The organism is Streptomyces roseofulvus, assembly GCF_039534915.1.
GTDB lineage: Bacteria > Actinomycetota > Actinomycetes > Streptomycetales > Streptomycetaceae > Streptomyces > Streptomyces roseofulvus.
Genome location: NZ_BAAAWE010000001.1, coordinates 378,115 through 398,047 on the forward strand (window position 1 = coordinate 378,115; position 19,933 = coordinate 398,047).

Sequence of the window (19,933 nt, forward strand, 5' to 3'; positions counted from 1 at the left end):
GAGCGCTGGCGAAGGGGAGATGACGTGAGGGATGCGCTGAACCTGTGGCGCCAGGAGCTTGGAGAAGTGCCCGATTCCGTCTGGCAGCGGACCGAGCTCCGTGTGCTGATCCTCGCGGACAACGGGCTCACGACCCTCCCGCCGGACATCGGACGGCTGCGGCGGCTGGAGACGCTGGATCTCGGCCACAACGCGCTGACGTCGGTGCCCGAGGAGCTCGGCGGGCTGACCGGCCTCGGCGACTGCCTCTATCTGCACGACAACCAGCTGTCCCGGATCCCCGAGTCGCTGGGAAACCTGACCCGGCTGCGCTACCTCAACGTCGGCGAGAACGCCCTCACCGCCCTCCCCGAGACCATCGGCGGGATGACCGGCCTCATCGAGCTCAGGGCGCAGCACAACCGCCTCACCACCCTGCCCGACTCCATCGGGCGGCTCCGCGGGCTGCGCGAGTTGTGGCTGCGGGGGAACGTCATCGAGCACCTCCCGCCGTCGACCGGTGAGTTGGTCGAACTGCGCCACCTGGACCTGCGCGAGAACTCCCTCGCCGACGTACCGGCGTCACTGGAAGACCTGCCGCTGCTGCGCCATCTCGATCTGCGGAGCAACCGCATCGGCCGCCTGCCCGACTGGCTCGCCCGGATGCCGTCGCTGGAGAAGCTCGACCTCCGGTGGAACGGGATCGACCCGTCCCTGCCGATCCTCAGCCGGCTGGAGCGGCGCGGGTGTTTCGTGCTGACGTGAGTGAAGGGCCGTCGCGCCGGCCACCCCGTCGGGTCGCGCGACACCGTCCACCCCTCGGCCGAATCTCATGATTGGCCATGTCGCCGTACGCCGCCAGGGCCTCCACCATCAGCGCCCAGCCGAGCGCCCGGCGGTGGCCTGTCAGCAGCAGGACGGCCAGGAGCAGGGCCATCACGACGCCACGGATGCCCTTGACGACCAGGAAGCCGCCGCCGTCGCCGGAGGGCCGGCTCGGCAGGCCGCAGCCCGGGGCCGTCGTCTCGGGACTGACGATGTACTCCGTCCCGAACCAGAGGACGAAGAGGATGAGAACGGCGGCCAGGACGGCGTTGATCTTCTTCAGCGACATCGTCCTTCTCCTGGGGTGACGAGCCATCGGTGCGGCGGCGTCCGGGCGGCGAGGACCGCCCGGCGGCGGCGCGGTGGGCACCGCGCGGTCAGACCAGGGCGGCGACGAGCGACGTGAAGGCGGCGACGATCACGGCGACGCGGGCGTAGTGGTAGCGGTTCCAGCGGTTGATCTGCTCCTTCCAATCGGCGGGCCGGTTCTCGGGCGTCCACGTCTTGTTCCGGTTGTTGATCGGGACCAGGAGCAGGACCGACATGATCACGCTCAGGATCAGCAGCGCGCCGGCGGTGACGACGAGGCCGGTACCGGCGTGGCCCCACGCGGCGACGGCCCACACCGCGACGAGGACGAGCGAGCCGATGTACCAGACGGGCATCACGGCGCCGAGCATGCGGCCCCCGTGGGCGTGGCCGAGCTGGGTGCTGTCCTCCGGGAGTGCGTTGAGGATCGGGTTCATGACGAAGGCGACGGCGAACTCCACCCCCACCATCACGCCGACGACGACGGTGGTGACGACCTCAAGTGCGGTGAGCATGGTTCCCCTCCCGGGACCTAGCACTGCTAGCTGATGAGGCAACGCTAGTACTACTGCCGCTCGATTGTCTAGCGGTGCTAGGATCACATCATGTCGGTACAGGAACGCAAGCAGCGCGAACGGGCGGAACGCGAGCGCCTCATCGTGGCCACGGCCCGCGAACTCGCCGAGCAGCAGGGCTGGGACGCGGTCACCACCCGCCGCCTCGCCGAGCGCATCGAGTACAGCCAACCCGTCCTCTACAGCCACTTCCGCGGCAAGCGCGAGATCATCGGCGCCGTCGCCCTCGAAGGCGCCGCCGAACTGGCCACGGCGGTACGGGCCGCGACCTCCGCCGCGGACGGACCGCGCGAGCGGGTCGTGGCCCTCGCCCGTACGTACCTCGACTTCGCCGCGCGCAACCCGGCGGTCTACGACGCCCTGTTCCAGCTCGACGGCGGCCTGCCGTACGCGCAGGAGGACACGCCGGAGCCGCTGAAGGACGCCTTCACCGCGCTCCTGGAGAGCCTGGGCGAGGTCGCCGGCGACGGCGTCCACCCCGGCATGTTCACCGAGGTCTTCTGGGCGTCCCTGCACGGCCTCGTCACCCTGACCCGGGCGGGACGCCTGCTGCCGCAGGACGCCGCACCGAGGGTGGAACTGCTCGTCGACCGGCTCGCCGTGCTCTGACGCACCGGGACCGAGGCGCACGTGGCGGGGGCCGGTAGGCGCGGAGGGCGGGTGAGCGGTGGGGGGGCGGATGGGCGGCGAAGCCGGGCACCGGCCCCCTGCCGTGGCTGCCGGCCACCCGTACGGCTCCGGTCCTCACCCGGTTGACAGGGCCTCGGTCGCCCGGTCCGGACGGCACCCCTATCGTCCGGATCGGGCGCCGACCGGCGCCGACACCCGCGACTCGGAGGTCCTCCATGGCCCGTCCGCTCACCATCGGCCTGGCGGCCGCGGCCCTGCTGCTCCTCGGCACCCCCTCGACCGCCGTCGCCGCCCAGCCCACCTGCTTCGGGCTTCCGGCCACCCTCACCGGTGCCGGCACGATCACCGGCACTCCTGGCAACGATGTCATCGTCGGCTCCGGCGGCGCCGACGTCATCGACGGCCGCGGCGGCAACGACACCGTGTGCGCCCTCGGCGGCAACGACATCGTCTCCGGCGGCCTCGGCAACGACCGCCTCCACGGCGGCGACGGCGACGACGACGTGAACGGGGACGTGTACGTCGAGAACGGCCCGGCCGTCGGTGGCGGCCACGACATCCTGTACGGCGGCAACGGCGCCGACACCATGCTCGGCGACTCCCAGTCCGACAACGGGGACGCGTCCGGCGGCGGCAACGACCAGCTCTACGGCGGCCCCGGCGACGACTCCCACCTGGACGGCGACAGCCTCAGCCTCGGCGGCGGCGACGCGCGCGGAGGCGGCAACGACCGCATCGAGGGCGGCAGCGGCGACGACGGTCTCCTCGGCGACTCCGCCGCGCCGCTCGAAGGCTCCGCGACCGGCGCCGGCGACGACGTCCTGCTCGCCGGAGCGGGCCTCGGGGACAACGTGATCGGCGACAGCGAGGGCGTGACGGCGGCACACGGTGCAGGCGGCGACGACCACATCGACCTCGGCGCGGACGGCGGCTTCTTCGCCCTCGGCGACCACAACATCAACGACCCGGCCGGCGGCCCCGCCACGGGCGCGGGCCACGACCGCATCCTCGGCGGCGCCACGGACGAACTCCTCGTCGGCGAGAGCTCGGTCGGCGACGCCTCCCGGACCGCCGCCGGCCACGACGTCATCGAGGGCCGCGGCGGCGCCGACTCCCTCTTCGGCGACAACGTCGACTTCGCCGCCGACACCACCGTCGGCACCGCCGGCGGCCACGACGTCCTCCGCGGCGGCGACGCCGACGACGAGATCTTCGCGGGCCCCGGCGACGACCGCCTCGACGGCGGTGCCGCCACCGACCGCTGCGACGGCCAGGCGGGCGCGTTCGACACGGCGACGCAGTGCGAGACGGTCCTGGGCGTGCCGTGACCGAGACCTGCACGACGCGCGTCCGCGCCGGCGCCTCCCCGTGGGGCCGCCGGCGCGGACGCGCGTCGTGCGGGTCTCGGACCGCCCGTAGAGTGCCGGTCAGCTGCCCCGTGGCCGGAACACAGAAAGGACCGTGGCATGTCCAGCGACCGTCTCATGCGCATCCACAGCGCGGAGTTCCAGGCCATGGCCGAGAGAGTCCTGCGGGTCACCGAGCTCACGTCCCGTCTGAACGTCCTGCCGTTCGAGGACGAAGAGGCCAAGGCGGAGCTGTTCGAACAGATCCTGGGGAAGCCGCTGCCGCCGAGAGTCACGATCTATCCGCCCTTCTACACGGACCACGGCCTCAACCTCGACCTCGCCGAGCGCGTCTTCATCAACCAGAACTGCACGTTCCTGGACTACGCCGGCATCCGGATCGGCCGGCGGACGATGATCGGGCCGAAGGTCACGTTCATCACCAGCGGCCACCCGGTCGACCCCGAGGAACGGCGGCTGTACCTCACCGGCGCGCCCATCGACGTCGCGGAGAACGTCTGGATCGGCACCGGCGCCACGATCCTGCCCGGCGTCACCATCGGCCGTGACGCCGTGATCGCCGCCGGCGCGGTCGTCGCCGACGACGTTCCGCCGGCCAGCCTGGTGACCGGAGGCAAGGCGACAGTGCACCGGAGCTGGTGACCGCTGTCGGGATGCGGGCCTCGGCGGCGATCCGGACACGCACACGAGGACCCGTAGCGCCACCTGGACGCCATGAAGCGCGAAAAGTCGAAGATGTCCGGTTCGCGTGGCAGCCTGTCCGACGTCACCCCCCTACCTCCGTCGAAGGTGAGCACCATGAGCACGCCGCACCAGGAGCACGTCTCCCACGCCCACGCCCACGGCCCCGGCTGCGGTCACACCGAGGTGCGGCACGGCGACCACGTCGACTACGCGCACGACGGGCACCTGCACCGCGACCACGGCGGCCACTGGGACGAGTGCGAGCCCGCGGGACACCTCTCGCACGCGGGCCACGACCACCGGCACGGCCAGGACTGCGGCCACGAGAGCGTCCGGCACGGTGACCACGTCGACTACCTCCACGACGGTCACCGGCACGCCGCGCACGACGGCCACTGGGACGACCACTGACCGACCCCTCCCACCGAGGCAGGCGGCGAGGCGCCGGGACGGGCCCCGGGAGGGAGGTCAGGCGCGGGCCAGCGTCGCGGCGCCGAAGGAGACGTCGAAGCGGTCGCACCAGATGCTCACGCTGGGGTACGTGGACCAGTCGACGTCCGCCGGCAACGGGTAGTTCTGGTCGCCCTTGTTGCCCTTGAGCTTGGCCAGGTTCACATAGCGGCCGTCGTCGAAGACGTCCCAGCCCGCCTTGCCCGGCTTGACCGGGGAGTCGCTCAGCCAGACGCGCAGGTCGGGGCCGTTGCTGGTGTCGAGCCCTTCGAGGCGCAGGGTGTGGGTGCCGTCGGCGAGGCGGACGACCTTCGCGGTGCCCTTGGTCGCGTGCTCGTGGCTGATGAAGGAGCCCTCGGCGAGGGTGACGGGGCCGGCGGGCCCGGTGGGGGTGGGCGCCGCGGTCGGGGTCGTGCCGTCCGTCGGCGATGCCGCCGGAGGGGGCGCGGTCGTGCCGGTGGTGGGCAGTGATTCGTTGACGGTCTCGTCCACCCACAGGGCCCACGGCTTGAACCACACGAGGCCCGCCACCACGGCGATGGTGACGGCGATGCCGAGGCCCGCCCACAGCGTCTTCCTGCCGGTGCGTTCCACTGATGCTCCCCCTTCGTGAGCGGACGCCCCCCGTGGGTGTCCTTCCAACCTGCCGGTGTCCATCCAACGCGTCCACGGGCGCCTGCGGAAGGGGCTTCGTGAGGTTGTGGACGACCGGTCACGGGCGGCGCCCGCCCGTGACCGGTCGCGGCGTCGGTCAGGCGCGCCTGACCGTGAAGCCGCACCAGGCGGTCCAGGCGGAGGCGGTGGCTCCGTCCTTCACGCGGACGCGCCAGCGGTAGGCGCCGTCGCTCAGGGTCCCGGCGGGCACCTGGAGGGCGGCGTCGTGGCTGGTGTCGCTGGTGAGCTGCCGGTGGAGCACGGGCTCGCCGGCGGCGGTGTCGACCTCGAAGGTGACCTTGCGGCGGGGTCCGGGCCGGGCGGGTTCGACCGTGCCGGGCGGGGCGACGGACTCCAGCGTGGCGGCGAGCGTCGGCGACGTGCCGGTGACGACGGGGTCGCCGGCGGGGTCGCCGCAGAGCTGGAAGCCGGCGTAGGAGCCGTCGGAGACGCGGGGGGCTTCCGGGACGGGCAGCAGCCGGTCGTCCGCGGGGGCCGCGGCGGGGGCCGGTCCGGCGGAGGCGGCCGCGAGGGCGAGCGGGGTGGCGACGGCGCCGGCGGCGCAGGCCGCGAGCAGGGCGAGGGTCGCCCGACGGGTGCCCCGGCGGCGCTGGGTAGGGCTGTGGTGACGAGTGCGCATGTCGGTGTCCTTCCTCTTCGGCGTCCGGCTACTTCACGTAGAGGGTGTGATCGGGGCCCGGCGCCTGGACCTGGGTGCACTGGTACGTGCTCCAGCGGTGCTCGGCGACGAGGCGCTTGCCGACCTCCTGGCAGCCGGTGAGGTTGTGCAGGGTCTCGTAGGCGGTCCAGTCGGCGGCCGCGTTCGGCTTGAGCTTGTTCGCGACGCCGTAGGCCGCGGCGTCGCCTCCGGCGGTGACGCCGTCGGCGCCGTCCCAGCGGTAGTGGACGCCGAGCCAGACCCGGCCGACGGCGTTCTCGGCGGCGGCCGCGGAGAGGGTGGTGAAGGTGCGGGTGACGCCGAGGGCGTTGGGGTCCTCGGTGGTCGCGGTCCAGGTGATCCGGTCCGTGCCGAACCACGCCTGAGTGGCCTTGGACCAGGCTCCGGCGAAGGTGGCGTGGCCGGAGACGTAGGCCGGGAACGGCGGGGAGAAGTGCTGCCCGTTGCGGTCCTGCGAGAGCGGCTGCCAGTTGCCGTCGGCGGTGGTGCCGGCGTTGCCGTCGCCGTCGAGCCGGATGGCGCTCTCCGGGCGCCACAGGTCGATGTTTGTCTGGTACTTCTGGTCCCAGGCGACGATGCCCGCGTCCGCCATGGCGAAGGCGGTGAGCGCGAACAGCTTGGCGTTGCCCGCGACGGTGGTGTCGTGCTGGCGGGACAGGATCTGGGTGTGCTCGAAGAGCTGGCCCGGCGGCTTGTAGGTGCCGTCGAGGTCGTTGGCCCAGAAGAGCGCCGCCCGCGTCTGGTCGGCTGTACGGGTGGTGGACTCGGCGCCGCCGAGGCTCTTCACGTCGTTGACCTGGTCGGCGTACGCCTGGCTCGGCAGCAGTGCGCTCATCTGGGTGTGTCCGGCCGGGCCGGGCCGCCGGAACTGCGCGCTGCTCGCCATGCCGAAGGGCTTCACGAGCCCCCACTGCGGGGTGGCGCCGTCGCCGGTGCCGGTGGGCCGCCAGTAGCCGGGCTGCGTGGAGCCGGTGTACGGGGCGACGGGCGCGGAGCCGTCGTTCTGGCGGGCGGCGATCATCGCGGCGGCCGCCTTCTGTCCGACCTCGGTGCCGGCGGCGCGCTGGGCGGTGGTGACGGCGGCGGGGATCGTGGAGCGGGCGGCGGCGATCTCGTCGTCGAAGTTCAGCGTCGGGTAGAGGGAGCGCAGCACCTCGAAGGCGGCGTGGTCGATGGCGCTGTTCACGTCCGGGAGCGCGCCGTTCGTCGCGGTCGCCTTGACGAGGTAGGCGTCACCGAGGCACTTGAGGGCGCCCTCGGCGCAGCGGGCCGAATTGGCCGCGTCGTAGACGGCGCCGTGCATCATCGCTCCGGCCCTGGCCAGCGGTCCGGGCGCGCCGCCGACCTGGCGGTAGGTCTCCTGCAGGACGTCGTTCCAGTAGACGACGTGGTCCTTGACCGGGTCGGCCGGCGTCTCGTAGGTGACGAGGATCGAGGGGGCGGTGGTGGTCTGCGCGGAGGCGAAGATCTTGAACGCGGTGACGTCGTTCTCGTCGGTCGCGCGCAGGCCGACGGTGTCGACCGTGTTGGTGGTCTTCGACCACTGCTTCACCAGGGGGGTGATGTCCTCCGATATCCAGCGCGGGCCGCAGTCGCCGTGGCCGTGGGTCTGGGTGGAGGTGGTCACCTTGGAGCGCCATGAGGGCTGGTTGCTCCAGCGGGTGGCGGACGAGGCGGTGCCGGTGTCCCAGATCTCCCAGGAGCGCGGCGTGCAACTGTCGGACCAGGTGGCGAAGAGGTTGAGCTCGGCGTTCAGGACGTCCTGGCCGGTGACCGAGGAGTGGCGGGGGAAGTTGACGAACGAGCGGGCCTCGCCCTTCTGCCACTCCCGGCCGACGCGCAGGTCGACTCCGGCGGAGAAGTCGGCGGTGTCGCCGTTGCGGACGTAGGTGTCGAAGTCCGTGCCGAAGTAGACGGCCGGGTCGATGGTCACCGGGTAGCGGGTCGAGCGGTCGGCGAGGAAGCTCCGGTCCGCCGTGACCCGCAGGTCGAAGCCGTCGCCGCGCTCGGTCACGCCCAGGTCCACGCGGGCCGTGCGGGCGCCGGGCGCGTTCTCGCCGCCGGCGCCGGCGTCCCACATGTACGGAGTGGTGCCGCGGCCCACGCTGTCGCCGGTGCGTGCGTCCGTCAGCGTCAGGGTGTCGTCCTGTCCCTGACGCACCGTGATGCCCTCGGCGCGTACCGGGAGGGTGAGGTCCGCCGCGCGCACGGCCGCCTGCCGGTCCGCCACGACCAGGTACTGCTCGAACCCGGTCCGCGTGGCCTCGACGACCAGGTCGGTACCGGGGAGGACGTCGTCGTAGGTGGCCTTCGTGCCGTTGAGGCGGGGTTCGGGCAGGGCGCCCTTCCAGCCGAGCGCGAGTTCCTTGTCGCCCCGGCCGAGTACGGCGAGGTCACCGCCGGCCGTTCCGGTGCGGCCGGCGAGGCGCAGCCCGCGGGGGTGGGCCTTCGGGCCGACGGATCCGTCCGCGTGCCTCACCAGTGTGAGGTCGACCCCGACCCAGCGGCCGCGCTCCTTGAACCGGATCGGTCCCGCGAACGACTCGACCGACATGGTGCCGTCGGGGTTCGCCCAGAGGGTGGTGCTCTCCGTGCGGGCCTCCACGACCTCGATCCGGCGGCCCTGGGCCTGCGCGGTGAGGCGTGCGTTCACTTCCTCCTTCGGGACCGCCGACTCGGTGACTCGGGGCGCGGGGGCGGCCGCGGTGGCGTCCGGCGCGGCGGACAGCGCGACGCCCGTCTCGGCGAGGAGGACCAGAGCGAGCGGAAGAGCCAGAGCGAGAGGCGGGGTCAGGGCCCTGCCTCGCCGTGCCGGTCCGCGGGACCGGCCGGGGGAACTGTGCACGCCGTACTCCTTCTGATCAAGAGGGGACAGACGCACGGAATGCTCACAGCCGCCTACGCGGCGTGTCCACGGCTCGTCTCGGAACGTGGCGTGATCATCCCGACAACGGAACCCGGAACTCCGTCGGGATTCGGGCGGTTCTCCGGCCAACGGCCTCTTGCCGGGGCGTTCGCCGCGTCCGGAGGCGAGAGCCGTTAATCCGGTGGACCGCACCTTTACGGTCGGTACCTTTGCGGTCATGGACTTCTTGACTGAACTTCGGCGTGAACTGGACGTGTTCGGCGCCCTGTTGGACGGCGACCTGTCGACCCCGGTCGAGCACTGCGGCGACTGGAGTCTGGCGGATCTGGCCGCGCACATGGGCGCGGGGAACCTGTGGGTCGTCACGGCGGTGAAGGAGGGTCACGGCGACAACTACGACGAGGGTTCCGTACCCCGCGACCAGGCGGCCCTCAGGGCCTGGTACGCCGCGTCGGCGGACGCGCTGGTGGAGACGCTGTCGGCCGACCCCTCGACGGCGGCGTGGACGTTCGCGCCGCCGCACACGGTCGGGTTCTGGCGTCGGCGCCGCTACCACGAGACGCTGATCCACCGGTGGGACGCCGAGCACGCGCTCGGCTCGACCACGCCCATGGATCCGGAGTTCGCCGCCGACGGTGTGGCCGAGGTCTTCGACACCATGGCCCCGCGCATGGTCGCCAGGGGAGCCGCCGCCGCTCCCGCGCGGGCTGTACGGATCACCGCCACGGACTCCGGCCGCAGCGTGACCTACGGTCCCGGTGACCCGGTCGCCGAGGTCTCGGGCACCGCCGAGGACCTGTTGCTCATGCTGTGGGGCCGCAAGCCCCGGGACACCGACGCGATCGCCTGGACCGGCGACCGCCGGGCGGGGAGCGACGTCCTGGCCGGACCGCTGGTCCCCTGACGGAGCCCGGCGCGCCACCGCTCCCCCGCACCGAGCGCGGGTGGGGCGGTCTCACCCCTCGGCGTCGAGCTGGTGGTCGGCCCAGACGTACGTTTCGGGCAGCAGGTCGGTGAGGGGGACGGCTCGCAGACGGTCGCCCTCGCCGACGATGACCGTGAGGGACGGGAAGTAGTCGAGGAGGACCTGCCGGCAACGGCCGCACGGGGGTACGACTCCTCGGTCGCGGTCGCCGACCGCCACGATCGTGTCCAGCTCGTAGGCGCCCTGGGCGGCCGCCGCGCCGATGACGACCAGCTCGGCGCAGGGGCCGCCCGTGAAGTGGTAGGCGTTGACGGCGGTGACGATCCGGCCGTCCTGGGCGCGGGCCGCGGCCGCCATGGTGTGGTTGTCCCCCCGGCAGCGCGTGCGGGCGACGTGCGCCGCGGCCTGGATGAGTTCGTGGTCGACGGGGTGGGTCGTACGCGTGGTCATGTCCTCTGCCTTCGTGAGCTGTCAGGTGACGGTGCCCCAGGCGACGGCGGCGGGCAAGCGGATATCGACGCCGCGGTGGCGGGCTCCCGGGTCTCCGCCGACGTGGCCTCGCGGAGGGCGCGGGTGGTGACCCGGGAGCACAGGGGGATCGCGGCGAGGGTGAGCCCGACGGCCGCGGCGACGAAGGTGTGCCGGATGCCCAGGCCGCGTCCGAGGAGGCCGCCGGTGAAGGCGCCGACGGGGACGACGCCCAGGACGATCAGGCGGTACGCGGCGGTGACGCGCCCGAGCAGGGCGTCGGGGACCGCCGCCTGGCGCAGGGTGCTGACGACGATCTGGTTCAGCGAGGAGGCCAGAGCGGCACCGAACATCGCGGCCAGGGCCAGGGGTGTGCTGTGGCCGAGTCCGAGGACGGCGTAGCCGGCGGCCGGGGCGAGGGCGGCCAGCCAGGTGGTGGGTCCGCCGCCGACGCGGGGGACGACGTGCGCGGCGAGCAGTGAACCCGCGATCGCGCCGGCCGCGGGAACGGCGACGAACAGGCCGTAGCCGGACATGGGAAGTCGGTACGGTCCGGTGATCAGCAGGACCAGAAGTCCGCCGGTGACCGAGCCGAAGAAGTTGATGGCCGCCGAGATGAACGCGACGCGGCGCAGCAGCCGGTGGCGCCAGAAGTACGTCCATCCGGAGCGGATGTCCCGGGTGATGCCGAGCGGGCGCGGGTACGCGTGGTTCTCGCGCGTGGGGCGCAGCGCGGGCAGCAGAAGGGCGGCCAGGCCGGCGAGGGCGAACGCGGCGGCGCCGGTGAAGAAGGCCGCCGACGCCGCCAGGGCGAACAGTGTCGCGCCGACGGGCGGACCGATGAAGGTGTTGATGACGGACTGGGTGGCGAACAGCCTGCCGTTGGCGCGTTCGAGCTCCTCCCGCGGCAGGAGGCGCGGGGGGATGGCCAGGGCGGCGTTGTCGACGATCGTCTCGGCGCAGCCGGCGATGAACACCGCGGCGTAGAGGAGCGCGACGTGCCGCCATCCCTGGGCGAGGGAGAGGGCGAGCAGCGCGAAGCCGGACGCGCGCAGCCCGTTGCCGAGGACGAGGATCCGGCGTCGGTCCACCCGGTCGGCCAGCGCGCCCGCGGGAAGCGTCGCGAGCAGCCACGGCAGGTACTGCGCCACCGTCATGCCCGCCACCACCAGGGGGTCGCGGCTGAGTGTGGCGACGAGGAGCGGTGCGGCGGTCTGCAGCAGTCCGTCGGCGAGGTTCGAGGACGCCTGGGACGCCCAGAGTGCGGTGAACGGCCTGAGGACGGCAGCGGGCATGGGTCGGTCCCCTCATGGCGCAGTGGAGATTCTCATGGGTGATGAGCTGATTGCGCATGATGCCAGGGCGATCACCTCACATGCAATAATGCTTTTGCCCGTGAGGATGACCGCCGGGCGCGCGGGACGCCCCGGCGGCGAGAGGAGTGGATGGTGCGGTTCGGCCACATCGCGGGTGACCGCATGCTCGACCTGGTGAACACCGTCGCCTGGCGGCTCGGCGGGCCCGAACGCAGCGAGGCCCTCAGGACGTTCTCCGACGTCGTCGACTGGTGCCTCGAATCCGACCTGGTCAGCGCGGACGAGGCCGCGACCCTGCGCGACCTCGCCGGCCGCGACGCCGCACGGGCCGAGCGGGAACGGATCCACGTCGTCGACGCGCGCGAGAAGGCGTACGCGCTCCTCTTCGAGGGCGACACCGAGGCCGCCGAGGGTCTGGCGGACCTGTACCGGACGGCGCTCGCCGCGGCGGATCTGGTCCGTGCGGGCGACCGGTGGCACTGGCGGGACCGGGACACCGACCTGAGCCTGCCCCGCCATCGCATCGTCCGCGGGCTCGTCGCCCTCACCCAGCGCGAGGACCTCGACCGCCTCCACCAATGCGAAGACGCCACGTGCGGCTGGGTCTACCTCGACACGTCTCCCCGCCGGAACCGCCGCTGGTGCAACACGAAGGACTGCGGCGACCGCAACCGCGCCCGCGCCTACTACGCCCGCCAGAAGGCCAAGAGCCGCCGGCCCTGACGGACCGTCGGCGGTGGGCGGTTCAGGCGCGCGTGTACGTCTCGGCGATCTCGCGCAGGTTGGACTGCCGCCCACCGCCCGCGCCGCGCACCGTCTCGATGGCGAACGTGTCGAACACGTGCAGCGTGTCGAAGTACTCCTTGAACTCCCGCACCTTTCCGTCCTGGACGCGGAAGAAGAAGTGGTACTGGTTGTTGTACGTCTTCCCGTCCGCCGTGGTGCCGCGCGTCTCCGCCTCGACGGCGACGCGGTCGCCCTCGGCGGTCACCGCGCCCACGGTGATCTCCAGCGGCCTGGGCAGCACCGGGACGACGTCACGCCATCCGGCCAGCCACTCCTCGCGGGTCTTCCAGCCGGAGCCGGGCAGGTCGCCGATGAGGAAGAACGCGCAGTCCTCATGGGTCAGTTCCAGCAGACGTTCCTCGTCCACGGCCAGGCAGGCCCGCAGCCATGCGAGTGCGACGCCCTTGCGATCCGCGATGGATTCCATGGGCCGATCCCCTCCCGATCCCTGCACCATTAGTGAACGCTGCGTTCACTATGAGGGACGGTAACATGGCGCCACCAGATAAGGAACGGCGCGTTCACTTCGCACGGAGGAGGGACATCGGAATGAGCCCTCGGCCGGATCTCTCCACCCCCGAGCCCGCCGGCACACGACGACGTGGCGCCGAACTGCGACAGGCGATCTTCGACGCCGTGCACGACCAGCTCCGCACCGTCGGCTACACCGCCCTGACCATGGAGGGCGTCGCCGCCGCCGCCCGTACCGGCAAGGCCGCGCTCTACCGACGCTGGTCGAGCAAGAACGACCTGGTGCTCGACGCGTTGGCCGACGCGCTCCCCTCCCCCGCGCCGATCGACCAGGGCACGGATCTGCGCGCCGGCCTCTCCGCCGCCCTGAACGGTCTGCGCGACGCACTCAACGGCATGCACGCGACCGTGTTCCAAGTCGTCGCCGACGAAGCGGGCCACAACTCACCGCTCGTCCGGACCCTGCTCAACGCCCGCGTGCTCGGCCCGTGTCAGACCCGGATCCAGGAGCTGCTGCGCGACGCCGTCGAGGTCGACCAGGCCCCGGCCGACCTCGACGCCGAGTTGATCGCCGCACTGGGTCCGGCGCTGCTGCACCACCACTGCCTCACCCAGGGCACCCTGATCCCGGCCGACCTGGTCACCTCGACCGTGGACGCCGTCCTTCTGCCGTTGATCCGACGCGCGACGGCGTGAGCGACCGGACGAACCGCCGCCCGGACCTCCGTGTCACCGCGCCGCCGACAGCGGTCGGCGCTACGGCCTTTCCTGCTCCAGCAGTTCGACGCACCGCCCCAACATCCCGACCAGCGCCTCCCTCTCCTCGTCCGTGAACGCGGCGGCCAGCGCCCGCTCCACGCGGACGGCGTGCTCGTCGGCTTCGGCGAGGGTGGCCCGGCCCTGTTCGGTCAGGCGCGTCTCCAGGACGTTCCGGTGCCACTCGTGCGGGGTGCGCTCGATCAGCGCGCGGTCCTGGAGGTTCTTCAGGACGGTGTTCATCGTCGGGGGCGTGACGCCGCAGCGGCGCGCCAGGGCCGCGGCGGAGATGCCCGGGTTCTCGTCGAGGCCGAGCAGCGCGGCGTACTGGGGGACGGTCAGGCCGGACGGTTTCAGCACCGCGGCCTTGGTGGCGCCCAGGGCCTGCTCCGCCCGCTTGAGGTGGGAGCCAATGCGTTCGGAGATCGGCATGGACGTCATCTCCGCAGGATAGCGGCGGGTGTCCGACATGAGCACACCGTCATCCATGAGACTCTTGACGAGCATTAGAGCTCTAATTTACGTTCGAGTTCGATGATCGGTCGTCCGTCAGAAACCACCGGCCGCCTTCGCCGCTGGCCATCGGCCACCTGCATGCAGTCGAACGAGAGGTGCTCACATGTCCCACTCGATCCGCCGACGTACCTTCCTGACCACCTCCGCCGCCGTCCTCGCCGCCGCCGCGACGGCACAGGGCGCGGGGGCCGCCGCCGCGGACCACGCCCGGGCGCCCCGGATCACCACGGCCTTCGCCCTCACCGGTGACCGGGTGTATCCCGAAGGCATCGCGCTCGACCCGCGCAACGGCGACGTCTACGTCGGCTCGTACGCCGACGGCTCGGTGCAGCGGGCCGTGCCGGGCGCGCGTTCCGCCGAGGTCTTCCTCCCCGCCGGCGCCGACGGACGCGCCACCGCCAACGGGCTCCGGGTGGACGCGGCCGGCCGCCTGTGGGTCACCGACTCGACGAGCGGTGTCGCCGTGTACGACGTGCGAGACCGCGCGCTGCTGGCCCGCTTCGACCTCCCGGACGACGCACCCCGGTTCGTCAACGACCTGGTCGTCACGCCCGACGGCACCGCGTATCTGACCGACAGCATCCGGGCCGTGGTCTACCGCGTCACGCCCGCCGATCTGGCCCGCGCCCGCGGCGGCCGGGCGCCGCTGACACCCCGGTACGACCTGAAGGGGCTGCTCACCCCGCGCCCGGTGGACGGGTTCTCGCTCAACGGCATCGCGACCGACGGGCGCCGGCTGTACGTCGTCGACATGCCCGTGGGTGAGCTGTTCCGGATCGACCTCCGCTCCGGCACCGTCCGCCGGACCGCCCTGCACGGCGGCGACCTGACCCACGGCGACGGCCTGGAGCTGGTCGGGCGGACCCTGTGGGTCGCGCACAACAGGACCGACACGGTCAGCCGGTGGCGGCTCACCCCGGACGGAGGCGCCGCGCACCGGGAGCGGCTGCTGACCGACCCGGCACTCGGCATCCCGACCACGCTGGTCCGCGACCGGGGACGGCTGCTCGTCGTGCGGTCGCAGTTCGACAAGGGCGGCCCGATGGGGCCGGGGACGCCCGCGACACCGTTCACGGTGGCGGACGTACGGGGGATCTGAGGCGTACCCGCATACGCCCGTGCCCGGGGCCCAGGCCCCGGGCCGAGGCCCGCGCCACCTGGGCATGTCCGGGCGGGCTGCCGACCGACGTACCCAGTCGCCCTGCAGGAGGGCGCCTTCGTCGCCAGTCGTCCTCCTGATCCGGCGGCGCCCCGCGAGCCGTACGGTCGATCCGTCGATCCATACGCGGAAGGAGCCCCCTTGTCCAGAACGGTCCTGGTGACCGGTGCCTCCACGGGCATCGGACGGGCCACCGCGCTGCTGCTGGCGCGCGAGGGCTTCACGGTGCACGCCGGGGTGCGCAAGGAGGCCGACGGCGAAGCCCTCGGCCCCGGCGTACTCCCCCTCATCCTGGACGTCACCGACGCCGGCCACATCGCGCGGGCCGCGGAGCGGGTCACCCGGCTCGACGCCCTCGTCAACGTCGCGGGCGTCGGCGTGACCGGACCGCTCGAGTTCCTGCCCCTCGACACCCTGCGATGGCAGTACGAGGTCAATGTGTTCGGGCAGATCGCCCTGACCCAGGCCATGCTGCCGAAGCTGCGCGCCACGCGCGGCCGCGTGGTCACGGTCGGGTCGGTGGGCGGCTGGATCACACTCCCCTTCGGCGGTCCGCTCTGCTCGTCCAAGCACGCCATCCGCTCGCTCAACGACGCCCTGCGGATGGAGCTCAGCCCGTGGGGCATGCGGGCGGTCCTCATCGAACCCGGCTCCATCCACACCGACGCCGTGGACAAGCTGGAGGGCGAGGTCGAACCCCGCCTCGCCTCGCTCGGCGCCGAGGGCAGGCAGCTGTACGGGACGGCGTACCGGACGATGGTCGCCGCCGGACTGAAGGAGGAGCGCTCCGGTTCCAGCCCGGACGTCGTCGCCCGCGCCGTCCACCGCGCCCTCACCTCGCCCCGGCCGCACGCCCGCTATCCCGTCGGCAAGAAGTCACGGCTGTTGAGCACGCTCGGCCGCCTCCTTCCGCAGTACACCCTCGACCGGCTGCGCCTGCGCGCGCTCGGCCTCTCGTGAAGGGGTCGCCCATGCCCGAGCTCGCCGGAGCCGGCGACCTGACCGCTCTCGACCCCGTCTTCGCACGGCTCGCCGTCGGCGTCGGCCGGCATCTGTGGGACCTGCCGCACCTCACCTTGCGCGAGAAGGCGTTCGTCTGTCTGACCGCCGACCTGTGCCACCCCCATCTGGGCACGCCGCTGGCCATGCACGTCCGGACGGCCCTGGCCGGCGGCGTGGAGCCCGAGGCGATCAGGGAGTTGTACCGGCACCTCGCGCCGTACGTGGGATACCCGGTGCTGGTCACCGCGTTCCAGCGGCTGGCCGAGCTGGGCCTGCCCGCGGCGGAGGACGACCGGGCGGTCGAACCGAAGCCGCTGAGCGGCGCGTTGGCCCGTGCCGTAGGCGACCTCGAACGGGTCGACACCGGCCTGGCCACGTTCACCGAGGACCAGCTGGCCCAGCGCTGGGCACGTCCGCATCTCACCGTCCGCGAGCGCGCCGTCGCGTGTCTGGCGGTGGACGTGCTCTACCAGACGCTGGGTGACTCGCTGCGCCTGCACGCCGCGCTCGCCCGGGCCGCCGGAGCGACCGACGAGACGCTGCGCGACCTGGTCAGGGGCATGGCCGAGTTCGGTCTGCCACGAGCCTGGGCGGCCGCCCGCGCGCTCGGCCTCGAAGGAACGGGCGCGATCGCCACCGGCTGAGACGACCGCTCCACGGCGTCGGGAACGCGAACTACCCTCTCCTGACGGCCTCCTGACGCACAATGGGCAAGGAGCCTCGCTGAGATCGGGGAGGCCGCGAACGGCTCGGTCGATGCACGGACAGGCACGTTCCAGGAAGTCGCTGCATGTTGTACGGCCGCGCAGCCGAGCAGGGCGCGATCGACCGCCTGCTCGCCGGTCTGCCCGCCGGCCGTCCGGGGACGCTGGTGGTACGCGGCGAGGCCGGCATCGGCAAGTCGGCCCTGCTCGACCACGCCGCCGGCGCGCCCGCCCAGGTCCTGCGCGTGACGGGGGTCGAATCGGAGGCCGGGCTGCCGTTCGCCGCCCTGCACCTGCTGCTGCGTCCCGTGCTCGACCGGGTGGACACGCTCCCCGAGCAGCAGGCGGCCGCGCTCCTCGGGGCGCTCGGCCTGAGCGGCACCAACCGCGGCGACCGGTTCCTGGTGGGCCTGGCCACCCTCAGCCTGCTGGTGGAACTGTCCGTCCAGGAGCCGCTGGTCTGCGTGGTGGACGACGCGCAGTGGCTGGACCGGGAGTCGGCGGACGCGTTGACGTTCGCGGCGCGCCGACTGTACGGAGAGCCGGTGGCCATGGTGTTCGCGGCCCGGACGGGTCCGCAGTTCCCCGGCACGGGTCTGCCGGAGCTGCGGCTCGGTGCGCTCTCGGACGCCGCTGCCAGGAGTCTGCTGGCCGAGCGGGCGGGGACGCTGCCGCCCGCCGTGCGGGAGCAACTGGTGGCCGAGGCGCGGGGGAATCCCCTGGCCCTCGTCGAACTGCCCGCCATGCTCACCGCGGAACAACGGCTCGGCGTGCCGGCCCCGTTGTCCTTCTGTCTGGAATCGGCCGAGCCGGTGACCGACCGGGTCCTGGCCGGGTTCCGCGAGCGGGTCGCCGCCCTTCCGGAACCCGCCCGGCGCTGTCTGCTGGTGGCCGCGCTCGACGACCGTGGCGAGCTCGGTGTGCTCACCCACGCTCTCGGCCTGCTCGGTGCGTCGCTGGTGGACGCGGCGCAGGCCGAGCGGGCGGGCCTGGTCCGCATCACCCCGTACGGCGTGGCCTTCCGTCACCCCCTCGTGCGTGCGGCCGTCCTGCTGGCCTGTGACATCGCCACGCGGATGGACGCGCACCGGGCCCTCGCCGAGGCGGTCGACGACGACCGGCGGGCCTGGCATCTGGCCGCCGTCACGCTCCAGCCCGACGAGCGGGTGGCCGGGGAGCTGGAACGGCTGGCGGTCCGGGCGCGGCAGCGCGGTGGGCAGGCGGCGGTGTCGGCCGCGTACGCGCGTGCCGCCGAGCTGTCGCCGGACGGCCGCGACGCCGCCCGCCGCTACACGGCCGCGGCGCGCAGTGCGACGGAGGCCGGGTTACGGGACCGCGCGGTGGAGCTGGTCGACCGTGCGCGGCAGGCGTCGGAGTCCTCGGTGCCGGAGGGGTCGGTCCGGGCCCAGCTGGCGGAGGTGCGGGCGAAGCTGGCGTTCGAGGCGGGGCGGCCGCTGGAGGCCACCCGCCTCCTCCTGGACGGCGCCGAGGCCGGTCCGGATCGCCTGACGCGGCTGTCGCTGCTCGGGCTCGCCTCCTACTGCACCTGGTCCAGCGCCGCCCACCCCGACCAGGCCGGGCTGGCGCGGCGGGCCGAGGAACTGACTCCCGGGGGTAATGGGGCGGCCGACGCCGTACGCTCCATCAACCACGACTTCCGGACGGTCCTGGAGGGCGGCACCTCCTTCCTGGGCACCTCCTCGCTCGGGCTCGGCGCCGAGCCCCTGCCGTTCGAGCTGCGCATGATCCTCTCCTTCCAGGCGAGTCTCCGCGCGGACCGCGACGGGATGCTGGCCGGCGCCGACGAGCTCGTCCGGGAGTGCCGGACGGAAGGCCGCCTGGGCCGTATGCCGCAGGCGATGGTGGTCCTGGCCATCGCCCGGCTGCTGGCCGGCCGGCACCCCGACGCGCGCGCCACGGCCGCCGAGGGACTGGCTCTGGCCGCCGACGTCGACCAGTCGATGTGGGGCGGCTATCTGGCCGGCGTGCACGCGTGGCTGTCGGCGGTCGCCGGCGACGAGGAACGGTATCGGTCCATGGCCGCCGAGGCGTTGCGGCGGTCGGACGCGCTGGCGTGGATGCCGGGGCGCTGGTGGTCCGACTACGCCGGGGTGCTGTGGGACGTGTGCGCGGGCCGCTACGAGGCGGTGCTCGACCGGGTCGACCGCGCGGCGGCGGGACCGACCCGGCACGCGTTCCTGTGGACGTACGTCTGGCCGGACTACGTCGAGGCCGCCGCCCGGAGCGGTGAGCCGCGGCGCGGTGCCGAGGCGCTGCGCCGGTACGAGGCGTGGGCGGGGGCGACCGGCCGGCCGGGGCCCGAGGCGGTCCTGAACCGGGTGCGGGCGCTGATGGCACCCGACGACCGGGCGCGTCCGCTGTACGAGAAGGCCCTGGAGCTGCATCGGCGCCACGAGCAGCCCTTCGACCACGCCCGTACGCGCCTCGTGTACGGCGAGTGGCTGCGCCGTCAGCAGCGGCGCAACGAGGCCCGCTCCCATCTGGAGGCCGCGAAGGACGCGTTCGAGCGGTTGGGCGCCTCGCCGTGGTCGGCCCGTGCCGTCGGCGAGCTGCGCGCCGTCGGCGTCTCCGTGCCCGACGACGGTTCCGGTCACCCGCTGGCCGCTCTCACGGCGCAGGAACTGCGGGTCGTCGAGCTGGCCGTCACGGGGGCGACCAACCGCGAGATCGCCGCCCAGCTCTTCCTGAGCCCCCGGACGGTGGCGCACCACCTCTACAAGGCGTTCCCGAAGCTGGGGGTGACCTCCAGGGCGGAACTGGCCGGTCTGGTGGACCGGCGCCGCGCGTGAGG

21 protein-coding genes are annotated in these 19,933 nt (G+C 73.0%); 12 read left to right on the forward strand and 9 right to left on the reverse strand.

What is annotated here, in order from left to right:
- Positions 1-66: 66 nt before the first annotated feature.
- Entirely contained in the window at positions 67-744 is a 678-nt protein-coding gene (locus ABFY03_RS01845; RefSeq protein WP_346168938.1) for a leucine-rich repeat domain-containing protein, read from the forward strand.
- On the opposite strand, the gene ABFY03_RS01850 is transcribed toward ABFY03_RS01845, so the two are convergent.
- Both ABFY03_RS01850 and ABFY03_RS01855 read right to left on the reverse strand, forming a co-directional pair.
- A complete protein-coding gene (locus ABFY03_RS01850; RefSeq protein ID WP_346168939.1) occupies positions 704-1,093 on the reverse strand; it encodes a DUF4267 domain-containing protein in 390 nt (129 codons plus the stop codon). The genes ABFY03_RS01845 and ABFY03_RS01850 overlap by 41 nt on opposite strands.
- An 88-nt stretch (positions 1,094-1,181) precedes the next feature.
- Positions 1,182-1,628 carry an anthrone oxygenase family protein gene (locus tag ABFY03_RS01855; protein ID WP_346168940.1) on the reverse strand — a complete coding sequence of 149 codons (447 nt, stop codon included), beginning with the start codon at positions 1,626-1,628 and terminating at the stop codon, positions 1,182-1,184.
- A 90-nt stretch (positions 1,629-1,718) separates the two neighbouring features.
- On the opposite strand from ABFY03_RS01855, the gene ABFY03_RS01860 reads away from it, so the two are divergent.
- From ABFY03_RS01860 to ABFY03_RS01875, 4 genes are all read left to right on the forward strand, one after another.
- The gene (locus ABFY03_RS01860; protein ID WP_346168941.1) at positions 1,719-2,297 is read left to right on the forward strand and encodes a TetR/AcrR family transcriptional regulator; all 579 of its coding nucleotides are present in this window, start codon (positions 1,719-1,721) and stop codon (positions 2,295-2,297) included.
- A gap of 236 nt (positions 2,298-2,533) precedes the next feature.
- Positions 2,534-3,646 (forward strand): calcium-binding protein, encoded by a 1,113-nt coding sequence (locus ABFY03_RS01865; protein ID WP_319013555.1) that lies wholly within the window; start codon positions 2,534-2,536, stop codon positions 3,644-3,646.
- Between the two features lie 138 nt (positions 3,647-3,784).
- Entirely contained in the window at positions 3,785-4,327 is a 543-nt protein-coding gene (locus tag ABFY03_RS01870) for a DapH/DapD/GlmU-related protein (protein ID WP_346168942.1), read from the forward strand.
- A 156-nt stretch (positions 4,328-4,483) separates the two neighbouring features.
- Positions 4,484-4,780 (forward strand): hypothetical protein, encoded by a 297-nt coding sequence (locus tag ABFY03_RS01875; protein ID WP_346168943.1) that lies wholly within the window; start codon positions 4,484-4,486, stop codon positions 4,778-4,780.
- A gap of 57 nt (positions 4,781-4,837) precedes the next feature.
- Here ABFY03_RS01875 and ABFY03_RS01880 read toward each other — a convergent pair whose 3' ends face one another.
- The 3 genes from ABFY03_RS01880 to ABFY03_RS01890 form a co-directional block, all read right to left on the reverse strand.
- Positions 4,838-5,413: a DM13 domain-containing protein gene (locus ABFY03_RS01880; RefSeq protein WP_319013552.1), complete on the reverse strand. Its 576-nt coding sequence runs from the start codon at positions 5,411-5,413 to the stop codon at positions 4,838-4,840.
- A gap of 157 nt (positions 5,414-5,570) precedes the next feature.
- Positions 5,571-6,113, reverse strand: a complete 543-nt coding sequence (locus ABFY03_RS01885) for a hypothetical protein (RefSeq protein ID WP_319013551.1) — start codon at positions 6,111-6,113, stop codon at positions 5,571-5,573.
- A gap of 28 nt (positions 6,114-6,141) precedes the next feature.
- Complete coding sequence (locus ABFY03_RS01890) at positions 6,142-8,997, reverse strand: DNRLRE domain-containing protein (RefSeq protein WP_346168944.1); 2,856 nt, start codon at positions 8,995-8,997, stop codon at positions 6,142-6,144.
- Between the two features lie 238 nt (positions 8,998-9,235).
- On the opposite strand from ABFY03_RS01890, the gene ABFY03_RS01895 reads away from it, so the two are divergent.
- The gene (locus tag ABFY03_RS01895; RefSeq protein ID WP_319013549.1) at positions 9,236-9,922 is read left to right on the forward strand and encodes a maleylpyruvate isomerase family mycothiol-dependent enzyme; all 687 of its coding nucleotides are present in this window, start codon (positions 9,236-9,238) and stop codon (positions 9,920-9,922) included.
- Between the two features lie 51 nt (positions 9,923-9,973).
- Here ABFY03_RS01895 and ABFY03_RS01900 read toward each other — a convergent pair whose 3' ends face one another.
- On the reverse strand, positions 9,974-10,393 hold the full coding sequence (locus ABFY03_RS01900) for a cytidine deaminase family protein (RefSeq protein WP_319013548.1): 420 nt from the start codon (positions 10,391-10,393) through the stop codon (positions 9,974-9,976).
- Positions 10,390-11,706 carry an MFS transporter gene (locus tag ABFY03_RS01905; RefSeq protein WP_346168945.1) on the reverse strand — a complete coding sequence of 439 codons (1,317 nt, stop codon included), beginning with the start codon at positions 11,704-11,706 and terminating at the stop codon, positions 10,390-10,392. The genes ABFY03_RS01900 and ABFY03_RS01905 overlap by 4 nt, the downstream gene beginning before the upstream one ends.
- A gap of 150 nt (positions 11,707-11,856) precedes the next feature.
- On the opposite strand from ABFY03_RS01905, the gene ABFY03_RS01910 reads away from it, so the two are divergent.
- Positions 11,857-12,450 (forward strand): CGNR zinc finger domain-containing protein, encoded by a 594-nt coding sequence (locus ABFY03_RS01910; protein ID WP_319013546.1) that lies wholly within the window; start codon positions 11,857-11,859, stop codon positions 12,448-12,450.
- A gap of 22 nt (positions 12,451-12,472) precedes the next feature.
- Here ABFY03_RS01910 and ABFY03_RS01915 read toward each other — a convergent pair whose 3' ends face one another.
- Complete coding sequence (locus ABFY03_RS01915; RefSeq protein ID WP_346168946.1) at positions 12,473-12,940, reverse strand: nuclear transport factor 2 family protein; 468 nt, start codon at positions 12,938-12,940, stop codon at positions 12,473-12,475.
- Positions 12,941-13,062: 122 nt separating this feature from the next.
- Between ABFY03_RS01915 and ABFY03_RS01920 the strand changes: the two genes are divergently transcribed.
- On the forward strand, positions 13,063-13,680 hold the full coding sequence (locus tag ABFY03_RS01920; protein WP_346168947.1) for a TetR-like C-terminal domain-containing protein: 618 nt from the start codon (positions 13,063-13,065) through the stop codon (positions 13,678-13,680).
- 60 nt (positions 13,681-13,740) lie between these two features.
- Here the strand turns inward: ABFY03_RS01920 and ABFY03_RS01925 are convergent, their stop codons facing one another.
- Positions 13,741-14,181, reverse strand: coding sequence for a MarR family winged helix-turn-helix transcriptional regulator (locus ABFY03_RS01925; RefSeq protein ID WP_319013543.1), 441 nt, complete (start codon positions 14,179-14,181; stop codon positions 13,741-13,743).
- Between the two features lie 178 nt (positions 14,182-14,359).
- Between ABFY03_RS01925 and ABFY03_RS01930 the strand changes: the two genes are divergently transcribed.
- The 4 genes from ABFY03_RS01930 to ABFY03_RS01945 all read left to right on the forward strand — a co-directional run bounded on the left by ABFY03_RS01930 (position 14,360) and on the right by ABFY03_RS01945 (position 19,931).
- The gene (locus ABFY03_RS01930; RefSeq protein ID WP_346168948.1) at positions 14,360-15,355 is read left to right on the forward strand and encodes an SMP-30/gluconolactonase/LRE family protein; all 996 of its coding nucleotides are present in this window, start codon (positions 14,360-14,362) and stop codon (positions 15,353-15,355) included.
- Positions 15,356-15,556: 201 nt separating this feature from the next.
- Positions 15,557-16,375, forward strand: a complete 819-nt coding sequence (locus ABFY03_RS01935; protein ID WP_346168949.1) for an SDR family oxidoreductase — start codon at positions 15,557-15,559, stop codon at positions 16,373-16,375.
- Between the two features lie 11 nt (positions 16,376-16,386).
- Positions 16,387-17,061, forward strand: coding sequence for a carboxymuconolactone decarboxylase family protein (locus tag ABFY03_RS01940; protein WP_319013540.1), 675 nt, complete (start codon positions 16,387-16,389; stop codon positions 17,059-17,061).
- Positions 17,062-17,207: 146 nt separating this feature from the next.
- A complete protein-coding gene (locus tag ABFY03_RS01945) occupies positions 17,208-19,931 on the forward strand; it encodes an ATP-binding protein (RefSeq protein WP_346168950.1) in 2,724 nt (907 codons plus the stop codon).
- The last annotated feature ends 2 nt before the right edge of the window (positions 19,932-19,933 follow it).

What these genes read in the sequence shown, in the direction of transcription:
- ABFY03_RS01850 (WP_346168939.1), bottom strand. Translation starts at nt 1,093, where the DNA reads ATGTCGCTGAAGAAGATCAACGCCGTCCTGGCCGCCGTTCTCATCCTC.
- ABFY03_RS01855 (WP_346168940.1), bottom strand. Translation starts at nt 1,628, where the DNA reads ATGCTCACCGCACTTGAGGTCGTCACCACCGTCGTCGTCGGCGTGATG.
- ABFY03_RS01860 (WP_346168941.1), top strand. Translation starts at nt 1,719, where the DNA reads ATGTCGGTACAGGAACGCAAGCAGCGCGAACGGGCGGAACGCGAGCGC.
- ABFY03_RS01865 (WP_319013555.1), top strand. Translation starts at nt 2,534, where the DNA reads ATGGCCCGTCCGCTCACCATCGGCCTGGCGGCCGCGGCCCTGCTGCTC.
- ABFY03_RS01870 (WP_346168942.1), top strand. Translation starts at nt 3,785, where the DNA reads ATGTCCAGCGACCGTCTCATGCGCATCCACAGCGCGGAGTTCCAGGCC.
- ABFY03_RS01875 (WP_346168943.1), top strand. Translation starts at nt 4,484, where the DNA reads ATGAGCACGCCGCACCAGGAGCACGTCTCCCACGCCCACGCCCACGGC.
- ABFY03_RS01885 (WP_319013551.1), bottom strand. Translation starts at nt 6,113, where the DNA reads ATGCGCACTCGTCACCACAGCCCTACCCAGCGCCGCCGGGGCACCCGT.
- ABFY03_RS01895 (WP_319013549.1), top strand. Translation starts at nt 9,236, where the DNA reads ATGGACTTCTTGACTGAACTTCGGCGTGAACTGGACGTGTTCGGCGCC.
- ABFY03_RS01900 (WP_319013548.1), bottom strand. Translation starts at nt 10,393, where the DNA reads ATGACCACGCGTACGACCCACCCCGTCGACCACGAACTCATCCAGGCC.
- ABFY03_RS01905 (WP_346168945.1), bottom strand. Translation starts at nt 11,706, where the DNA reads ATGCCCGCTGCCGTCCTCAGGCCGTTCACCGCACTCTGGGCGTCCCAG.
- ABFY03_RS01910 (WP_319013546.1), top strand. Translation starts at nt 11,857, where the DNA reads ATGGTGCGGTTCGGCCACATCGCGGGTGACCGCATGCTCGACCTGGTG.
- ABFY03_RS01915 (WP_346168946.1), bottom strand. Translation starts at nt 12,940, where the DNA reads ATGGAATCCATCGCGGATCGCAAGGGCGTCGCACTCGCATGGCTGCGG.
- ABFY03_RS01920 (WP_346168947.1), top strand. Translation starts at nt 13,063, where the DNA reads ATGAGCCCTCGGCCGGATCTCTCCACCCCCGAGCCCGCCGGCACACGA.
- ABFY03_RS01925 (WP_319013543.1), bottom strand. Translation starts at nt 14,181, where the DNA reads ATGACGTCCATGCCGATCTCCGAACGCATTGGCTCCCACCTCAAGCGG.
- ABFY03_RS01930 (WP_346168948.1), top strand. Translation starts at nt 14,360, where the DNA reads ATGTCCCACTCGATCCGCCGACGTACCTTCCTGACCACCTCCGCCGCC.
- ABFY03_RS01940 (WP_319013540.1), top strand. Translation starts at nt 16,387, where the DNA reads ATGCCCGAGCTCGCCGGAGCCGGCGACCTGACCGCTCTCGACCCCGTC.
- ABFY03_RS01945 (WP_346168950.1), top strand. Translation starts at nt 17,208, where the DNA reads ATGTTGTACGGCCGCGCAGCCGAGCAGGGCGCGATCGACCGCCTGCTC.